General features: G+C 42.9%; 18 protein-coding genes. 10 read left to right on the top strand and 8 right to left on the bottom strand.

Annotation, left to right across the window (positions count from 1 at the left end):
• Positions 1-2 precede the first annotated feature (2 nt).
• Complete coding sequence (locus A5N88_RS18125; protein WP_066268559.1) at positions 3-971, top strand: sugar phosphate isomerase/epimerase family protein; 969 nt, start codon at positions 3-5, stop codon at positions 969-971.
• 627 nt (positions 972-1,598) lie between these two features.
• Here the strand turns inward: A5N88_RS18125 and A5N88_RS18135 are convergent.
• From A5N88_RS18135 to pdxR, 3 genes are all read right to left on the bottom strand, one after another.
• A complete protein-coding gene (locus A5N88_RS18135; RefSeq protein ID WP_066268561.1) occupies positions 1,599-1,820 on the bottom strand; it encodes a spore germination protein in 222 nt (73 codons plus the stop codon).
• Between the two features lie 145 nt (positions 1,821-1,965).
• Complete coding sequence (locus A5N88_RS18140) at positions 1,966-2,229, bottom strand: hypothetical protein (RefSeq protein ID WP_066268563.1); 264 nt, start codon at positions 2,227-2,229, stop codon at positions 1,966-1,968.
• A 267-nt stretch (positions 2,230-2,496) separates the two neighbouring features.
• Positions 2,497-3,900: a MocR-like pyridoxine biosynthesis transcription factor PdxR gene (gene pdxR, locus A5N88_RS18145; RefSeq protein ID WP_066268565.1), complete on the bottom strand. Its 1,404-nt coding sequence runs from the start codon at positions 3,898-3,900 to the stop codon at positions 2,497-2,499.
• 109 nt (positions 3,901-4,009) lie between these two features.
• Between pdxR and A5N88_RS18150 the strand changes: the two genes are divergently transcribed.
• Complete coding sequence (locus A5N88_RS18150) at positions 4,010-4,462, top strand: GNAT family N-acetyltransferase (protein ID WP_066268567.1); 453 nt, start codon at positions 4,010-4,012, stop codon at positions 4,460-4,462.
• A 253-nt stretch (positions 4,463-4,715) separates the two neighbouring features.
• Here A5N88_RS18150 and A5N88_RS18155 read toward each other — a convergent pair whose 3' ends face one another.
• From A5N88_RS18155 to A5N88_RS18165, 4 genes are all read right to left on the bottom strand, one after another.
• Positions 4,716-5,609, bottom strand: coding sequence for a GNAT family N-acetyltransferase (locus A5N88_RS18155; RefSeq protein ID WP_066268571.1), 894 nt, complete (start codon positions 5,607-5,609; stop codon positions 4,716-4,718).
• Positions 5,610-5,847: 238 nt separating this feature from the next.
• Positions 5,848-7,422, bottom strand: a complete 1,575-nt coding sequence (locus tag A5N88_RS18160) for an FAD-dependent monooxygenase (protein ID WP_066268573.1) — start codon at positions 7,420-7,422, stop codon at positions 5,848-5,850.
• Positions 7,423-7,628: 206 nt separating this feature from the next.
• The gene (locus A5N88_RS25075; RefSeq protein WP_157090717.1) at positions 7,629-7,772 is read right to left on the bottom strand and encodes a hypothetical protein; all 144 of its coding nucleotides are present in this window, start codon (positions 7,770-7,772) and stop codon (positions 7,629-7,631) included.
• Between the two features lie 267 nt (positions 7,773-8,039).
• Positions 8,040-8,330, bottom strand: coding sequence for a hypothetical protein (locus tag A5N88_RS18165; RefSeq protein ID WP_066268577.1), 291 nt, complete (start codon positions 8,328-8,330; stop codon positions 8,040-8,042).
• A gap of 473 nt (positions 8,331-8,803) precedes the next feature.
• Between A5N88_RS18165 and A5N88_RS18170 the strand changes: the two genes are divergently transcribed.
• The 3 genes from A5N88_RS18170 (at position 8,804) to A5N88_RS18180 (ending at position 15,115) form a co-directional block, all read left to right on the top strand.
• Positions 8,804-11,041: an EAL domain-containing protein gene (locus tag A5N88_RS18170; protein WP_232317593.1), complete on the top strand. Its 2,238-nt coding sequence runs from the start codon at positions 8,804-8,806 to the stop codon at positions 11,039-11,041.
• Positions 11,042-11,783: 742 nt separating this feature from the next.
• Positions 11,784-13,046, top strand: a complete 1,263-nt coding sequence (locus A5N88_RS18175; protein ID WP_066268578.1) for a DUF445 domain-containing protein — start codon at positions 11,784-11,786, stop codon at positions 13,044-13,046.
• Between the two features lie 236 nt (positions 13,047-13,282).
• The gene (locus tag A5N88_RS18180; RefSeq protein WP_066268579.1) at positions 13,283-15,115 is read left to right on the top strand and encodes an APC family permease; all 1,833 of its coding nucleotides are present in this window, start codon (positions 13,283-13,285) and stop codon (positions 15,113-15,115) included.
• Between the two features lie 93 nt (positions 15,116-15,208).
• Here A5N88_RS18180 and A5N88_RS18185 read toward each other — a convergent pair whose 3' ends face one another.
• Positions 15,209-16,213 carry a DUF3231 family protein gene (locus A5N88_RS18185; RefSeq protein WP_066268585.1) on the bottom strand — a complete coding sequence of 335 codons (1,005 nt, stop codon included), beginning with the start codon at positions 16,211-16,213 and terminating at the stop codon, positions 15,209-15,211.
• Between the two features lie 360 nt (positions 16,214-16,573).
• On the opposite strand from A5N88_RS18185, the gene A5N88_RS18190 reads away from it, so the two are divergent.
• The 5 genes from A5N88_RS18190 to A5N88_RS18210 all read left to right on the top strand — a co-directional run bounded on the left by A5N88_RS18190 (position 16,574) and on the right by A5N88_RS18210 (position 19,148).
• Positions 16,574-17,041, top strand: a complete 468-nt coding sequence (locus A5N88_RS18190; protein WP_066268586.1) for an NUDIX hydrolase — start codon at positions 16,574-16,576, stop codon at positions 17,039-17,041.
• A 229-nt stretch (positions 17,042-17,270) separates the two neighbouring features.
• Positions 17,271-17,408, top strand: coding sequence for a hypothetical protein (locus A5N88_RS25080; protein WP_157090718.1), 138 nt, complete (start codon positions 17,271-17,273; stop codon positions 17,406-17,408).
• Between the two features lie 63 nt (positions 17,409-17,471).
• The gene (gene lepB / locus A5N88_RS18195; RefSeq protein WP_412733813.1) at positions 17,472-18,011 is read left to right on the top strand and encodes a signal peptidase I; all 540 of its coding nucleotides are present in this window, start codon (positions 17,472-17,474) and stop codon (positions 18,009-18,011) included.
• A 97-nt stretch (positions 18,012-18,108) separates the two neighbouring features.
• Positions 18,109-18,369 (top strand): hypothetical protein, encoded by a 261-nt coding sequence (locus A5N88_RS18200; protein ID WP_066268594.1) that lies wholly within the window; start codon positions 18,109-18,111, stop codon positions 18,367-18,369.
• A gap of 350 nt (positions 18,370-18,719) precedes the next feature.
• On the top strand, positions 18,720-19,148 hold the full coding sequence (locus A5N88_RS18210; RefSeq protein ID WP_066268598.1) for a MarR family winged helix-turn-helix transcriptional regulator: 429 nt from the start codon (positions 18,720-18,722) through the stop codon (positions 19,146-19,148).
• The last annotated feature ends 102 nt before the right edge of the window (positions 19,149-19,250 follow it).

A 19,250-nucleotide genomic window follows, 5' to 3' on the forward strand; every position in this document is an offset into this window, starting at 1 on the left:
TTATGAAATTAGGTGTATTCACGGTACTATTCGCAGATAAATCCTTTACTGAAATGCTGGACTATGTAAAAGCTTCCGGGTTAACAGCTGTTGAAATCGGAACTGGCGGCTACCCTGGCGGTGCCCATTGCCCTCTGGATGAGCTTTTGGAAAGCAAGGATAAGCGTGATGCTTATCTGCACGAAGTAGAGAGCAGAGGATTAACGATCAGTGCGTTCAGCTGCCACGGTAATCCGATTTCACCGGATGAGGCTTTTGCGAAGGAGTGCCGAGAAACGTTTAAAAAGACAGTGCTTCTGGCAGAGTTGCTTGGAGTGCCGGTTGTGAATTGCTTCTCTGGTACAGCGGGTGACCATGAAGGAGCTAAGTATCCAAACTGGCCAGTTGCGCCATGGCCAAATGAGTACGGCGATGTATTCAAGTGGCAGTGGGAGGAAAAGTTGATTCCTTATTGGAAGGAAGCGGGCCAATTTGCGCAGGATCATCGTGTGAAAGTTGGGCTTGAGCTGCATGGAGGCTTTTTAGTACATACACCGTATACTCTGCTGAAGCTTCGGGAAGCGACGTGTGAGGCGATCGGAGCCAATTTGGATCCGAGCCATTTGTGGTGGCAGGGAATTGATCCTGTTGGAGCAATCAAAATCCTCGGCAAAGCGGGTGCTATCCACCATTTCCATGCCAAGGATACGTACATTGACCAAGAAAATGTGAACATGTACGGATTACTGGATATGCAATCTTATAATAACGTACAAACGCGTGCCTGGACGTTCCGTTCCGTTGGCTGCGGGCACAGCCTGCAGGAGTGGTCAGATATGATGAGTGCGCTCCGTACGTATGGCTATGATTACGTTGTGAGCATCGAGCACGAGGATCCGTTAATGTCAATTGAGGAAGGATTCCAGCGTGCTGCGAAAAATCTACAATCTGTCTTAATCAACGATGTCCCTGGAGATATGTGGTGGGTGTAAGACCGAGGGAGGAGAAGCCTGTGTGGAGCAGGCTTCTTTTTTGTGGTTTGTTTGCGCTTTAATGGAGTAACGTGTGAAAGGGGTCTGACCCTTTTTGTGCTGTGTAGTGGTAACGCGTAGAAGGGGTCTGACCCCTTTAGTGGGGTGAAGTTAATGGATAGTGGGTACAAATACCTGTTTTACCCGAAAAATTCGAGTTTTCGCCCGATTAGTGAACATTTTTACCCGATTAACTTCACTTTTTACCCGATTAACCCTGCCAATAGGCTACCGACGCTTTTCTGGAGGCTTCCAATCTATTTCTATGGGAGGATCGCCAAGAGAAAAGTCCTTCATAAGGGTGATGAAGGCCTAAAGAGAGAGAACGATCAAGAGAAGGGTCCTTCATGATGATGGCGGCATTCAGCCATGACTCAGAAATTAGTCAGGGAAGATATTCTTCAAACGGTTTCTCTTGTAACCTCCCCTCAGAGAGGCACAAATTCTTGCCCGTTCCCGCATTCTCGTACCGAGTGAAAGAGAGCTCAAAACAATCCCCGCCCGCCGCAGCAGGCAGCATCAAAACGTTTCACCCCTCGTATCTGCAACTCAGTGAAAATAAAAAACCCATCTCCAGGAGAGGGCCTTTTAGTTATTGCCGACGATAGGCTGTTCTGCAACACTTGTGTCCACTACATTATTAGTGCTTATGGCATTATTTGAGTTAACGAAAGCTCCTCCATTTCCTCCGCCTGCACCATTTGAGGTTTTTGAGGAGGTTTTTGGAGAAATGAAGGCTGCATCACCGAATGTTACACCAGCTGTCCCACTGACATTTAAGATTTGTACGGCTCCAATAAAAGCGGGCATTTTAATCATTCCCTCGTAAAAATATCATCTTAAGAGCATTATATGTATCTTGAAAAATATATGTGTATCCCGTTTTTTTAGAAGCGCTCCTTCGTCCAGCTTGAGCCTAGGCATAAAAGACAAAGCAAAAAGGAAAACAATTTAACTAAAAGGGGGTTTGTTTTCCTTTTAACCAGAATATAGGGTTTGATGAAAGCCGTGTTTTTTTATAATGGTCCAGTGACGGCTCCGCGACATCTTCCATACCATCCGGGGCTAGGCACTTTTCTTTAGTTTTGAATTTAAGCTGATTGCTTTTAAAATAAAGAGCTTGTCCTGCTGTGTTAGTGCCCTCCAGCTTCCCACTTTTATTTTCATCTTTATTGCTCCTCTCTATCATTTTTTCCTTTTCAGGATAATTTTTTTCCAATTGTCTGGATGCTGTTCTGGTTGATAGAGTTGAAGATTATGCTTACCATTTATTGTATTACTCATATAATACCGCCATTAAATGTAATTGAAACAAAACAAATATCTACAAATATTGCCGGGGAAATGCCGGAAATTCTATATATATGGAGAATGTACTTAGCAAGCGACAATATCTTGTTTTTTTAGGCAGTAAAAAGCATGTTTTAACTCGAAAAAAGCAGTAAAAAAATTTATAAAAATAAATAAAAAGAGAGGTTTTGCAGTCTTATGACACTCCAAACCATGCAGAGGCAAGCATTTCAATTCCTTTTTTGATTTCTTGCTCTGTTAATCCCCCAAATCCGAGCAAAATTTCCGGACAATCTGTTTTGAGCCCCTCCTTATAAACGGAAGAAGGATAGACCTTGACACCGGCTTCCATTGCTTTCAGAACAAGTACCTCTTCGGGCATTGCTGTATTTACGCGCAGTAAAATATGGAGCCCGGATTGCTCGCCGATAATTTTGACATTTTGGCCCATAAAAAACTGGACTGATGTTAAAAGTTTTTGCTGTTTTTTTCGATAAAGTGTACGCATTCTGTTTAAATGTGTTTCCCAATGTCCTTTTTTCATAAAAAGATAGAGGGTTTGCTGGTGAAGCCTGGATACCGTTTGCTTATAAATGGTGAATTCTTTTTGATAGATTTCTAGAAGCTCAGGCGGCAGCACCATAAAGTTTAAACGGATGGATGGGATTAAGGACTTTGAGAAGGTGCCCAAATAAATGACGCGATGGAGCGTATCCAAACCCTGCAAGGAAGGGATCGGTTTGCCCTTGTACCTAAATTCTCCATCGTAATCATCCTCAATGATATAACCGTTATTCCGCTGCGCCCATTGCAGAAGCTCCAGCCGCCTTGAGATGGGCATAATCATACCATATGGAAATTGGTGTGAGGGTGTCACATACACATGATTGGCAGGGCTTTTCTCCAGTTGAAGGACATCGATACCATGCTCATCAAGCTCAATGGGAACGGTTAAAAGTCCGCTGTGCTCAAAGGTGATTTTAGCACGATGGTAGCCGGGATTTTCAAAACCCATCACCTGCCCCTTTCCTAAAATCATGCTTAACAGCCATAGAAGATACTGTGTGCCTGCCCCGATGACGATTTGCTCGGAAAGTGCCTGAACACCCCGTGACTGGTAGATGTACTTTGCAATTTGCTCTCGAAGTAAAGATTCACCCTGGACGTCACCCGAATGTAATAGTTCAGCTTGGTCATCATATATAAGCTCCTGGGTCAGCCGCCTCCAAATGGAATACGGAAAGGAGCCGAGATCAATTTTCCCATGGCTGAAATCAAAACGAATGTCTTCTGTTTCCGAGACAGGCGGTGGTTCAGCAGTGAGAGGATGCAGGTGTTCCGTATGAAGGTCCTGCTGGCGGAGACTTGCATACACACCGCTTTTCGGCCTTGTGTGTAAATATCCTTCCATGATGAGCTGTTCATAGGCAGCGTTCACCGTATTCAGACTTATATTTAGGTGAAGAGCAAGCTTTCGTTTCGAAGGAAGCTTTTCACCAGCGGAAATTCTCCCGCTTCGAATTTCTTCTTTGAAAAAGTGGTAAAGCTGGACATACAAGGGTTCTTTTGCAGCAGGATTTAAATGAGGCGTGAAGTCCATCCTTCAAGTCTCCTTTCTATCTGTTACCAGAAAAATGTTTGGAACTGGGACTGTTAACAGGATCAGTTTTCTTCGTATAATCATACCAAACAAGGGGGGATTTGTAAGTATGAATCAATCACAAACACAATCAGAAGTCATTCGTATTTTAGAAACAGAAGAGGAGTGGCGCGAGGCGTTTGCCGTTATGGGTCAGCTGCGCACACATTTGGATGAGGAGCAGTACGTAGCCTTAGTCCGGGAGTGCAGAGAAAAGGAGCAATATCAGCTGGCGGCTCTAGAGGTGGATCATTCAATTAAGGCAGTAGTCGGGTTTCAGCCAATGGTTACACTGTATAATGGACGTTTTGTATGGGTTTGCGATCTTATCACTGACGAATCGCAACGTTCAAAGGGTTATGGAAAAGCACTCCTTTCTTATGTTCACGAGTGGGCGAAGGGAATTGGTGTAAACAGGGTTTCCTTATCCAGCGGGCTGCAAAGAAAAGATGCCCATCGTTTTTATAAAGATAAAATGGACTATGAGCAGGTCAGTTATGTTTTTACAAAAGAGATTTTTTAATAGACTTCTCTCATGTCATAACCACCAATATGAGTTCCATAACCAAAAATCAGTCCTTAAATTAAACATCCCGCAGACCGTGAACTGCGGGATGTTCCTTTAGATTATCATAAATTATACATTTTATATAACATAATGGCGCTTCCGCTTTTCGTGTCCAGCTCCAGCACCTATCGGCTAGCGGATTTCTCCGTCTTTTCCCTATGATAAGTCAACATCAGCTCGTGAACGGCCTCGCTGTGTTTCCTTTATCTCAGTCAAAGACTACGGAATCCGTACGCCGATGAGCAAGGCGCATCCGCTTTTCGTGTGACAGTGCAGCCTGAATATCCAATTGGTAGTAATCCTGCGCATGAAAGCTTCTGAACCCACAGGACTCATACAGCTTTAGAGCGTTGGAATTTTGGGCTTCTACCTCCAAGAAAATTGGGTAGCCCTTGCTGTGTTCCTGTTTTATGATCCATTTCAAGGCATTTCTGCCAATGCCCTTCGCCTGGAATTCAGGAAGAATGGCAAATCCATAGATCCATGCCTCGCCGTCATCGTGCGAAACCCTCATTTTCCCCACTTTATGGGTGTTGGATAAAATAATATAGAACTGATTCGCTTCATCCCGCGTAACGCGCTGGTAATGATCCTCTGCATCTTCGCGTGCAAGGCCAAACCCTTGTACATCCAGCTCTATCTCCAGGTCTTTATCAGAAGGATCAGCCGGAATAAGAGAGACAGAGTGGTCCAGCTCCATGGGCTCTGTTCCGTTCCACTTCATTTGATACTCAGTAATCGAAAAGCTGCTTGCCGTTGTTTGTAGAAAGCCTTTTGCAGATGGAGAGGCGGCGGGCGCATTTAATAGAACTTCCTTGCACCTTCTGTCCGTGATTTCTTTTAGCGCTTCCTGAAAAAGATTAGAAAAAATCCCTTTCCTCCTGTTGTCAGGCTTTACCATGCCGCATATTTCTATTTTGCTGCCAAAGCCATATAAGGCTAAGTATCCGGTCAGCTCACCCTTTTCATAATGGAAAAAGTCGTTTGTCTCCTTGCTGTTTCTGGTTTTTAGCATCTCCCAATTTAATTTTAGCTGGATACCATCGTATTGTTCGCATTCCAGCTGAAGCCTCCGAATCTCGTCTAATTGATGATTTAGCATTTACTGCCTCCTACGTGAACGAATTCATTTTCTCGGGTTGTTTTCGCAGCGATTGCTGTTTATGCGTATTAAGCGGTTCGTTGTATGCTTGAACGTTTGTCTGAATTTATTTTACATAGCAGCAAAGCTTACGAAAAAAGCCTTTCCTAAAGGATTCATTCTGCATGTTCTTACCAGAATCCTTTATAAGATTAAAATTTTAATAGAGATAAGTGCCCGGTAGTGTTTAGAAGAGCAGCTACCCCAACCACACGGAAAGGAGACTCTCTATTTTCCCAGCATCCAACGTATGGTGATGGAAAGCAATATACCCGTCAGGACGAATTCCGATCACACTTTCAGAGAGAGCACCGGTCCCTTTTTGAAACTGCTTAAGGGAATCGACTAATTGATCCGTCTGAAAAGGGGAACCGTCCTCTGAAATGAAAAAGACGGCGGCTAGGCTAGGGAGGCCTGCAGCCAGTTTACGAGCGTAATCGAGTCTGTCTGCTGGAACGGATATCAGCACGGTAAAATGGCTGGGAGCGAGCACTTCATATATATGGACATCGCCATTCATTCCTTTTAGCTTGGCGTCTGGCATCCGGTCGCCGGCCTGAAGAGCTTTGCGGGGGAGCTCCTTGTTGTATAGGCTTTTACAAACAGATGAATCGCGGTAATGGAGATGGATCTCACTAATTTTTTCTGCTCCTTTTTTCTGAATGAAACGATGGGGAAGGATCCTTTTCATAACAGCTTCCCTCAGCTTGATGATCAGAGGCTTTTGGATCATCAAGGCATGGATCAAAAAATTGGTTTGTTTAATGATGGATCTGGCTATGGGACGGCGTTCATCCTGGTAGGTATCCAAAAGGGAAGGAGAGGCGTCGCCGTTTAAGACGGCGGCCAGCTTCCAGCCCAGGTTCGCTGCATCCTGAATACCCGTATTCATTCCTTGTCCGCCTATGGGATTATGAATATGGGCTGCATCTCCCGCCAGGATAATATGGCTATGCACATAGCTCTGTACCTGACGGTGTGACAGGGAAAAATGCGTGAGCCAGACAGGGTTTTTAAGGGGAATTGTTCGTGTAGAAATTCGGTCGAGTGCCGACTGGACATCCTGAAGTGTAATCGGTTTTTGATCAAAATTTTGGCGATGTTTATCAATCGCAATTACCCGCATAATAGAGTGGTCGACAGGCAGAAGCAAACAGACACCATCGCTTGAGATATAAAGGCTTCCGTCTGCTGCAGGATGGAGCTCTCTAGGAAGGTCTGCGATCATGGCATGAACATTCTCACCGCCTCCGGCAAAATCCAGATTGAGCGTTTTTCGTACTGTGCTGTGTGCGCCATCGCAGCCAATCAGATAGCTTGCCTTCACAGTATCCGTTCCCTGCCTGTTTTTCAGCTTTACTAGAACGCCATCGTTTTCTTCCTGGCAGGCAAGAATTTCTGTCTCTCTTTCTACAAAAATAGTTTGTTCATTCAGTGCTTCTTCAAGAATTCTTTCTGTTTCCCCCTGCGGCAGGACCAGTACAAAGGGAAATGGTGTTTTGTCTTTTAATGTATTAAGATGAACAGAAATTTTTTCGTGCCCATTCGGAAAGATATTCATTTGATCCACTCTTATCCCGTTTTTCACAAACCGTTCAGCGATACCGAGGATATCAAGTGTTTCCAGGGTACGGGCGTGGACGGCAAGAGCTTTGGAATGGACAGACCTTTCGGTTTTTTTCTCGATAATACGCACACGGATTCCGCAAGAAGCCAGCTGATTAGCGAGCATAAGCCCTGTTGGACCTGCTCCAGCAATAATTACTTTATTCATACAGATTTCCCCTTTCATTTTCTTTATCCATAGGATACACGTTTCCTGAAAACGGCAAACCTGTTTTTTAGGCATGATAGATACTATCGAAAGACAAAGGCCAGATAATTGGAGATGGGCGGCAAGCGGCGGAGAAAGACTTGTCCGGCATAAGAACTTTATTATTTGTTTCTGGTAGATAGGGAGGGGGATGGGAAATAATAGTTTCAGCAGTAATAATGAAGTGCGTGCTTTAACAGATGAATATCTTCAAGAATCTCTCTTCTTATTTTTTTATCAGAACATTTTTGATAATCAAGCATAAGACGATTAAGCTCGTACAGAAAAAAAGAGACCTCTTCTATATTCATGCTTGTTCTCCCTTCTCTGATTAATAGGTAGGTATATTTATATTATGGCCTAATATTTAGAATTTTAAAATACATTATACAAAACTTATACAAAAGAGATACGAAACAACAATTTGCGACGGCAAAATAGACTGTTTAACATGAGTGGCATCGAGACTGAGGGGAAATAGGTGGGAATTTAGGGAGATCGCTGGATTCGCTGTAATGAAAGATGTGAGGGAATGCAGGAAGGCAGCTAGAAAAGGAAGAGTTCTGCACCCTTCCTTTTCAAGTGTTCCTGGCACCCTGGTAAAGGTTGACTGCACCAACCAACAAATGCAGAATCATTCCTACTACAGGAATAATGGCCAGGATATTTCCGATGATGCCAAACACATGTCCCGATTTTGATTTTCCCACTGCAAAAGACAGGACAAGCCCAACAAAGTGGAGCATAATCAAAACACCAAGCGGAGCCCATGCATGGGCAATAATGACTGCACCCCCTATAAAGGGGATGGCGAAAAATAATTCAACAATTCCTAATAACATTTTATAAAGCCTTACGACTGTAAGCATTCTGCACGTCACCTCTGTTTAAAAAGATACAACTTTTTCTCTTGAAAACATCATACCATCTTCCCATAAATAATAAAGGCTGCATTCGTCTAAATTGCATATTTTTGGGAAGTGTTTTCATATAAGATTGTACATATTTATTTTGGCTAGCAGGGCTTGTTCGAAAATAAATATGAGCATAAGGCTCCGCTGCTCAATCCTTTTTCATCTTTAACTGAGTGAACTAGTAAAATTTCCTTAATTTTCCCTTATTTCCATATTGCCAATTATACCATATTATAGGAATATACTATATTCTTTCAGGCTCCATCCTACAAGCTGTTGCTATAGTTCAAGTAGTAAGCAGCGAAAAGCCTTTCTAATATAAGTTCAAGGATAAGACTGACATATTGAAACCTGAAAAAAGCAGCAGCTAATAAGATAAGCGGGCTTTTATAAAAATGAATGTTAAATGAACTTTGGGGAGAAGAATGATGAAAATGCTAACGGGACAGAGCCAAACAACACGCAAGAAATTATTCATTACCGCCTTGCTCTTTGTGATTGTGGAACTTTCGGGAGAGATTGGACATTTCATTTTTTCCGGGCACAAAATTTTTTTTCGAGTCACACGATTGATCGGCACGGCAGGGTTTCTATTATCCTTCATTCTGCTTCTTCAGGAAATGAAAAAATCATCCAAAGCGTTAAAAGCGAGTGATGGTAAATTGAAGCATATCTTTGAAACCCTTGATGTTGCTATCTGGTTTCACGATATGAAGTCTAATACACTATTGATTACGCCCGGAATTGAAAAGCTATATGGACATTCTTTGGAGGCCTTTTATCAGGATCATGATTTATGGAAAAAGGTCATCCATCCTTCTGATTTGCATCGTGTCAGAAATCGGGAAACCTTTTTTCAAGAGGGAAAACCGGCTACAAGTATCTACCGCATTATACGGCCTGATGGGGAAGTGCGCTGGATTCAGGACAGAGGCATTCCGACACTTGATGAGAATGGCAGCTTTGTAGAATTTACGAGTGTTTTGTTTGATATAACGAATCGGAAGGAAAGTGAAGATCGCTACCGGACTCTTGTAGAAATGTCTCCTGATTTAATTGCTGTAGTGTCACATGGGAAAATTGTGTATATAAATGGTGAAGGGAGCCGCCTGATTGCAGCTGCCCACCCGGACGATGTCATTGGAAGGTATGCACTTGACTTTATTACAGAGGAGTCTTTGAACAGCTTGACAGATTTAGTAAATGAAAGTATTAAGGAAAATCCGGGCAGCAGGCTGATTGAAGTAAGCATACAGCGGCTGGATGGCGAAAAAATGTGTATTGAGATTTCGACGATGCCTATTTTTTATGAAGGAAGAAAAGCCCGTCAGATAGTAGGCAGGGATATTACGGAAAGAAAAAAATCTGAGAAAAAGATTCAGCATCTTGCATTTTATGATTCTTTAACCGGCTTGCCAAACCGCAATATGTTTCGTAAACAGCTGAACAGCCTTCTTGAGAAAAATAACCATCAGGAGCTCTCCGTGATGTTTTTGGATCTCGACCGCTTTAAGCTTATCAATGATACGAGAGGCCATACGGTTGGCGATTTGCTGTTAAAGAAAACAACGGCATTATTGCAATCGACGGTTGGACAAACTGGTTTTGTATCCAGGCAGGGCGGCGATGAATTTGTCATTCTGCTTGAGAAGGCTGGGAAAGAGCAGGCTTCTGACATGGCTAATCGCATCATTCAGGCTTTTTCACAGCCCATTGTGCTGGGAGAAGAAGAGTTTTTTGTAACAACCAGCATAGGAATAAGCCTGTATCCTGCGGATGGTGAAGACCAGGAGTCGCTCATTAAACATGCGGATACAGCCATGTATTTAGCAAAGGATCTTGGGGGCAACCGATTTCAGTTTTATACGCCAATGCTGGACGGGGTGGCTTTTAGAAAAATTCAGTTGGAAACGGCCTTGCGCAGAGCACTTGCAAAAGAGCAGCTATTGCTTCACTATCAGCCTCAACTAGATTTGGAAAACGGAAGGATGAGAGGGGTAGAAGCATTGCTTCGCTGGAATGACCCGGAGCTTGGAATCATTCCACCCTGTGAATTTATCCCACTCGCTGAGGAAACGGGATTGATTCTTCCATTAGGGAAATGGGTCATAAAGGAGGCCTGCCGTCAGCACATAGAATGGCTAAAGGCAGGAATAGGTCCCGTTAAAATAGCTGTAAATGTATCCGTCCGCCAAATAGAAGAGGAAGATTTTATCCAGTATCTCAAGCAGGTCCTGACTGATACAGGCGTAAGCCCTAGCTATTTAGAGATTGAAATCACGGAGAGTATTATGCAAAATATCGACCAATCAATGGTTATTTTACATGAACTGAAGGCCATTGGGGTTGAGCTTTCCATAGATGATTTTGGCAAGGGCTATTCCTCCTTAAGCTATCTCAAACATTTGCCCATTCATCATCTCAAAATTGATAAGTCTTTTGTGGAGGATATTATCGCCCATCCTACTCAGGGTTCAATTGTAAAAGCGATTATTGCCATGGGGCACAGCCTTGGTTTTTCTGTAATAGCAGAGGGAATTGAAGAGGAAGATCAGTTTAAATTTTTGGCTGAGCACGGCTGTGAAATGGGGCAGGGCTATTATTTCAGCCAGCCTCTTCCGCCTGAGGGCATTCAGGCATTCTACATGAAGATGCTTAATGTATAGGACTGATTGGAATAAAAAGAGGCTGATCCCGCAGGAGTCTCGTGCCTTTCGTTTCAATCAACATTGAGTTTAGATTAAGAATAGGATTTAAGAGAGACATGGGAAGTGCCCTGTTCATTCCTGCAGGTTGATTTCCACTGCAGGCACTCTCTTTCCGCAGGCAACCGGGAGTCTCCTCGTTGCAAGCTGCAAGCTCCTGCGGGGTCTCCCTTACATGCTTATCCGCAGGACTCTCGCGTATCCGCTCCAACCAACCTTAATTGAATTTAAAACGAATATTGGGTACTACTCAGATAAGCGTGCTGCTGTTTGACCTGTCTGTTCACTTCAACAAATAAGTAAGAAAAGGGTGACTCCATTTAGCCGCATAGTCCGGCCTTTTGAGTCATCCTATTTTTTTGGGGGAATGAGCAAGGCGCTTGCGCTTTTCGTGTGCTTCTAATAATATTTGGCTGAATTTTGTCCCATTCGTCAAGTAAAACATTAACAACGGCATTGGTTTCGTTTAAAATGAATAAAGAAAAGGTAGGTAAATACTACAGGCATCTTTTCGCAAGCTTTGTTGTTATTTGTGCCCAAAAAATAGTTCAGGATGCAAGCTCCTGAAGCATTGGACGAAAAGGTGCGGAAAATAGCGGTTTATGCGAAAGCATACTGCTAAACAGTCTTCTGCCCGGCTGTCTGACAGCGAAATCGGAAGCCTGGGAGGAGTAACTATTAAGAGAAAGATTGGAGTAATACCATGGATAAACAAGTAAAAAGAAAGAACACCAAAAATATCGCGCTGTTCTTTTTGCTTATTATGGCAGCGGGCTTTCTGCTAACCATTCCTGTCCAAGGCACTTTGTGGGGCAAGCTCCTGCAGGGGGGATTTGAGGCAGGGCTTGTGGGCGGGCTCGCAGATTGGTTTGCGGTGACCGCTTTATTTCGACATCCGCTTGGACTGCCCATTCCGCATACGGCTCTTTTGCCAAAGAACCGTGATAAGATGACAAATGGATTAATCTCAACACTGGAGAATAATTGGCTGACAAAAGAAAGTATCGTGATAAAGCTAAGATCGATCCGGATTGTGGACAAGGTATTTGACTTGCTGGAACGTGAGCTTCATTCGGGAATGGTGAAAAGCATTCTTCAAAGTTTTGCGGCCAAAACCATCCGCCAGATTGATCTCGAAAAGGTGTCCCCTGTTATTGAAAATGAAATCAGAGGTTATGCTAAAAAGCTGGATCCCTCATCCTTATTCGATTCCGCGATTAATCAAATTGTTTCCCGAGGATACGATGAAAAGGCGATTGATTATGCATTGGGGCAAGCTGGAAACTGGCTTTCCAAAGAAGAATCAGCTTTAAAGCTTGGAAGAACAGCCATCCAGATGATGGACCGGATAGATGGAGACGGCTTTGTCCGTTTTGCCATTAGTTCATTCACTAAAATTGTAAACGAAGAAAAGATTGGACATATTATTCAAAATTATCTTTTACAATCCATTCATGATATGAAACAGGATGATGAAAGAAAACAAGAAGTCTTAATCCGCCCTTTGCGTCTTCAGCTGGATAAATTGAAGGAACAGGAAGGAATTAAAAAGGAGCTGGAGGCATGGCAAGACCGCCTGGTACAGGGATATCCGATAAAAGGGATCGTTGATAAAGGGTTGGAACAGCTTCGCCAAAAAATCCTCACGTTTATCGAGGGTCCGGATTTCTTTGATGTGTACGCCGGTCCTTTTCTTGAAAAATCCCTGCTTCAATGGAGGGAGGATGAAGCGAGAACAAACCGTATCGAAAACTGGACTCAGGATCAAATCGCTGCTTTTATCGATCGAAACCATTCTAAAATTGGTATTTTGGTAAAAGAAAACATTGATAAGCTGGATAACGAAACGCTTATCTATTTAATTGAAAACAATGTAGGGAAGGATCTTCAATGGATCCGTATAAATGGTGCAGTCTGCGGATTTGCTATCGGCATTATCCTAACCATTATTAGGATATTGATTTGAATACATTGCTGCATGAACGTGTTTTGATATCTATGCTCTGTTCATCCTGCTTGATGACTTGGTTCTATACGAAAGCTTCTTAGGGGACTCATTTACCCTGGATTTCCGGACGAGTTGTTTCCATCCTCTTGGTCAGGCCAGCATGGATCCTCAAGATGCATTATTTTTAAGAACAGATTTATTCCTCGTTAAAACGGGAAGTATAAAAGAAAAATATCACCAGTCGGGGGTATAGCATGTTTACTTCATTAAAACGATTTTTAATTGGAAGACCGCTGAAATCGACAGAATTAGGAGAGCAAAAGCTTGGAATTTTTAAAGCACTTGCCATCCTTTCTTCTGATGCACTATCATCAGTGGCATACGGTCCTGAGCAGATATTGATTGTGCTCATGACCATTAGTGCGGTGGCCTTCTGGTATTCCATCCCCATTGCTGTAGGGGTATTAATTTTGTTAACAGCCCTGATTTTATCGTACAGGCAAATTATTTTTGCCTATCCGCATGGCGGGGGCGCCTATGTCGTTTCCAAGGAAAACCTGGGAGAGAAGCCCGGCCTTTTAGCGGGAGGATCTCTGCTGGTCGATTACATACTGACAGTTGCCGTTAGTGTATCATCGGGTACCGATGCCATCACATCCGCTTTTCCGTTTTTGCACCCTTATAATGTACCGATCGCTGTCGTTCTTGTTATTTTTATTACACTCTTAAACTTAAGGGGTATTACCGAATCTGCGTCTATTTTGGCGTATCCCGTTTATTTGTTCGTGCTGGCACTGCTTATTTTAATAGTAGTTGGTTTAATCCGGATCATGCACGGGGATGTGCCTGCCTCTTCACATGCTGCAATCGGGACGCCGGTTCCAGGAATTACGACCTTTTTGCTATTAAAAGCCTTCGCATCTGGATGTTCGGCTTTGACCGGAGTAGAAGCCATTTCGAATGCGATTCCGAATTTCAAGAATCCTGCACCAAAGAATGCTGCAAAAACCCTTTTGTTAATGGGAGGAATTCTTGCAGTACTTTTCTCCGGAACGGTCTTTATGGCTTATTATTATGGAATTGCCCCAAATTCACAGGAAACAGTTGTTTCGCAAATTGCCGATCATACTTTTGGGCGTAATTACATGTATTACTTTATCCAGGGAACAACAGCCTTAATTCTGGTACTGGCAGCGAACACGGGCTTCTCAGCGTTCCCGCAGCTTGCCTTTAACCTTGCTAAGGATAAATATATTGCCAGAATGTTTACCATGCGCGGCGACCGTTTAGGGTATTCAAACGGAATTATTACTCTTGGGATTGCTTCTGTTCTGTTAATTATTGCGTTTGGAGGAAAGACAGAGGCGCTTATTCCTCTCTATGCCGTTGGTGTATTTCTTCCTTTTACCTTGTCGCAGTCAGGCATGCTTGTGAAATGGGTGAGGGAAAAACCAAAAGGCTGGATGGGAAAACTAATTACAAACTTTGTGGGAGCCTTGATCAGCTTTACGGTTCTCATGATTTTCTTTATTACAAAATTTACACAGGTGTGGCCGGTTCTGATTTTCCTTCCATTAATCGTGGTCCTCTTTCTCAGAATTAAACGGCATTATGACCGTGTGGGAGATCAACTGAGGATTCAGCCTAAAGAAAAAGCCGAGGCTCTCCAGATAAAAGGAAATGTTATCATCGTTCCGGTAGCAGGAATTACACAGGTGGTTCAAAATTCAATCAACTATGCAAAGTCCATGGATCCTGATGTTATCATTGCAGTCTATGTTGCCTTTGATCGAGAGCAGGAGAAAAAGTTTGAGGAACAATGGAAGGTTTGGCAGCCGGATGTCCGTCTTGTGACACTGCATTCCCATTATCGTTCCGTTATTCAGCCTTTAACTAAATTCATTGATACCATTGAATACAAGGCATCTGAATCCTCTTATTGTGTAACGGTTATCATTCCGCAGTTTATTCCAAAAAAGAGATGGCATGATATTTTGCACAACCAATCAAGCTTTCTGATTAGAGCCTATTTGCTTTATAAAAGAAATGTTATTGTCACCACAGTGCCATTTCATTTGAAGAAATAATAAAAGGATACCCTGAAAGATCAGCAATTTTTTTAGGGTATCCTTTTTAATATGATTTTTTTGAAGTTTTCAATGCGAACAACCTTATTGCATTTAATCCCTTTTAGAAAGTGCCTCCCTGTCCTGGACAGATGGCGGCTCTTCAAGCCAGCCGTTTTTAATCATAAGCTGGACACCATCCTCAGCAAAAAGACCGATATCTGCAATCATTCGGGTATAGGCGAGGGTTAAATCTCGTCTTTGCCCAACGGATAATGCAGCACTATAATAGGCAACAGCTACAGAAACTAAAGAAATCACATGGTAAAGCATCAGCTTATCGGAAAATGGAGCAACAATAGAATTGGTTACTTCAGACTGCCAATATTTCGGTGCAGAAAGAAAATCCTTGCTTAGGATCGAAGACATGATTTCCAGTTGTTTTTCGCATAGCTTCGCACCCTTCATAAAATACTCCCGCACTTCCTTTGAATGGGCTACCTGGCCAAAGCCTACATCAAGCATAACCTTTAACACCGTTTTCTCCATGTTATAGAAAAGTCCAGATATTTCCAGTGAATTTAACGGTCTTTTCTTGCCAAACCAGCCCGTTCCATAGCTTTCGTCTTTTATGAAATCGACTGTTTGGGATGGAGGGATATGGGGAGGCCGGCTGATAATCCCTTTCTCCTGCAGGACTCCTACAACCCTGTCATGCAAATCTGTTGTTTCTTTCAGGCATTTTGCAAAATGCTCCCTTTGGTCGGAGCGGATGGACGTTCCTGCAGCAAGAGCATAACCACTCAGCCCATGAAAAGACATGACCTGAAGATAGATCAATATTAAATTATCTGGAAAAAGGGGAGGGGCGTCCATATAGACATCTTCTTTTGAAAATCCTCGGGGGATAGGGTACTTTTCATCTGACAGAATTCTGGTTATGCTTTCTATATGAAACTTAGAGATGCTTCTTGCATATTCTAGTATCTTTTTTACCTCCGCATCTTTACAGTGCTTTAAAAGATGCGCTAAAAAGCAATATGCCATCGTATCATTCATATATTGCGTCCACATATTCGCAAGCTCAGCAGCATTCAAGGGCTCATTTTTCTCATTCATCGGGACACCTCCAATATTAATGTTATTTTTTCGAAATAAGGGAGGAATATACATTAGAGAAGCAAAATTTGTAAAAAAGCCCATTACGTACTGCCCATATTGAACAATTTGGAGGAGCTAATCCTTCGTAGACGGTAAGGAAATAATGATAAGGTACATAAAGCAGGATGGAAAACATAGTTTAACTCGCTAAGGATGTACGCCTCGATTGCAATCGCTGATTGCGGAGAACGAGTGTCTGAAGCGGCAGTCAACAGGCAGGATCAGCTAACCTGTGCAGGAAAGATGACATGAAAGGCAGACACCCTATGATTTTTTACATTGGGCGTACTGCAGATAAGATATGGAAGGATGAATGAAATGGGATATATAGAAGATTTAAGAAAATTGATCGGACACCGCCCTGTCATACTGGTAGGATCTGTCGTAGTGATTGTAGATGAGCAGGACCGCGTTTTACTTCAGGAAAGAACTTTTCCACGGGGGAAGTGGGGGCTGCCGGGAGGCTTAATGGAGCTGGGCGAATCGACAGAAGACACCGCGAGAAGAGAGGTATTGGAGGAAACAGGACTGATCGTCGAGGATTTGCAGTTAATTCACGTTTTTTCGGGACCTGAACACTTTACAAAAGCGGCAAATGGAGATGAATTTTATGTTGTTACCGCAGCTTACTATTCAAAACAATATACCGGAACGCTGGAGAATCGCGATAAAGCGGAAACACTTACTTTTCGTTTCTTCAAGCCCGAGGAGTTTCCGGAACGGATGATAGGAAGCCATCGCATGGTGCTGGAGGAATATCTGAGACAGGAACGGGCAAAAGGATAACATCAGTGAAATCCTTCTTTCGTATGCCGGTGCAGTATAAAAGAGGGTGTCCGTTATAAATGGATAAAAGGCTGGCGGGCGTATGTGCCGTTCAATGGACTTTATTTGAGTAAGCTGTCATCACATAATCCAGATAAATCCTTTTTTTCAACGGAAGGTTATAGAGGAAAATGTTGTTTGACTCAGAATATATAAGAGTAAGGAGACAGCAGGAGGAGGAACTGGGCATATGACAGAAGAAAATAAGGAAAAAATCATAGAAGAAGCTCTTTCGCTGAGGGAACAAAAGGAGTATGAAGCCTCAAATGAGCTTTTTTCAAAAAAGCATTTTCACTTTATGCGGACAAGCTTTGATACGATTTGGTAATCTTCCTTTATATTGAGCGGTGAGTATGACGGGAAATCTATATGCATATTTAAGGGAGGTTAAATAATGAACAGTTTTACAAGAGAAATGTTTTCCTGGTTTAAAAGTATAGTGGTTGCGCTGGTCCTTCTTTATATTTGCCGATCCTTCTTGTTCGTTCCCACCATTGTGCACGGTGAATCGATGATGCCTAATCTCCAGGATGGCAACCGCCTGATCGTAAGCAAGGTTGGAAGCATTCACCGGTTTGATGAAATAACCTTTAAAGCTCCTGATGAAAATGCCAATTATGTCAAACGGGTAATCGGGCTTCCGGGTGATACCATTTCCATGAAAAATGATGTGCTGTATGTAAATGGAAGAAGCTACAAAGAATCCTATCTGAATCCGAACCGTAAGACGGGTGTAAATTTAACAGAGGATTTTACACTGAAGGATTTAACCGGAAAGTCAAAAGTACCGCCTAATTCGTTGTTTGTCCTCGGGGATAACCGGACAAACAGCAAGGACAGCCGCTACTTTGGTTTTATTTCAAAGAACGCAGTAATAGGAAAGGTAGAAGTCCGATTTTGGCCGTTTAATGAAATGGAAGTGATGAAGTAGCTTTAAAAAATTCCGGCTCCTAGATGGGACGGAGTTTTTTTATTAGCTCTGTTAAGGCTTAGTATGGATTCTAATTGTTTGATGGAAGAGGAAGCGAATGCTTGGAAGAGAATCAACCAGCAGGATGACTGGAGCACTCCCCCCTATCTCAATTAAAGCCTGGAGTAGAACTGAATCCAAAGTTGATTGGAGCGAAAGGCACGAGACTCCTGCGGGATCAGCGGTTAGGGGAGACCCCGCAGGAGCTTGCGACGAGGAGGCTCCACTACCGCCCCGCGGAAAGCGAGTGCCAGCAGCGGAAATCAACCTGCAGGAAATACACGACACTGCCAATGTCTCTGTTAAAGCCCATTTTTAAACTGATCTCTTTGTTGATTGCAGCGGAAATCAACCCAGCAGGATAAACAGAACGCAGTCTCTATCTATGTACAATTCCCAATTTGATTTAACTCAAAGGTTGATTGGAGAGGAAGGTGCGAGACTCCTGCTGGAAAAGCTGGCATAGGAAGCCCCCCACAGGAGCTAGAACGAGAAGGCTTCCGGCCGCTCAGCGGAAAGCTGCAGCGTAAACCAACCAGCAGGAAGATAAGAGCACGCTCAATGAGCTTCATGCAATTGCTAAACTGCCTCAAATAGTTTGTATACAAATTATATTTACGCATATAATATTTAAGCGTATAATAAGAAAGGTAAGGAGCTGAATCATGTATGTTAAAGGATGATATAGGTTTTACCGCATCGACCACCAGCAAAAAAATCAAGGCACTTGTCAGTAAATCACTCAAAGCCTACAATGTTACAGCTGAACAATGGACAGTATTAAAACAGCTGTCATTCGTCAGCGGCATCAATCAAAAGGAATTGTCACAAAGGACAGATAAAGACCAGGCTACACTCACCAAGATATTGGATTTGCTTGAACAGAATCATTTCATTGTAAGGCTTCCCAATCCAGAAGACCGACGTTCTTTTTGTATTCAAATTACTGATGAAGGACGAAGGCTGGTTGAGAAAGTAATACCGGATATTGAAGGCCTATATGAAAAAATCTTAAACCATTTATCCAAAGAGCAGCTAGATAACTTTATGGAAGTCCTGCTGCAAATTCAGCAAAACATTAAGGAGCTGCAGGAGTAGCATTACACGAACAAAGTGTGAATCGATATTTGGGCGAGAATGTGAGCCCTGCAAGAGATCTTCTTTAAAAATCCCCTGCAAAATCTGCAGTAAAGACCTCTC

Source organism: Heyndrickxia acidicola, assembly GCF_001636425.1.
Classification (GTDB): Bacteria; Bacillota; Bacilli; order Bacillales; family Bacillaceae_C; genus Bacillus_AE; species Bacillus_AE acidicola.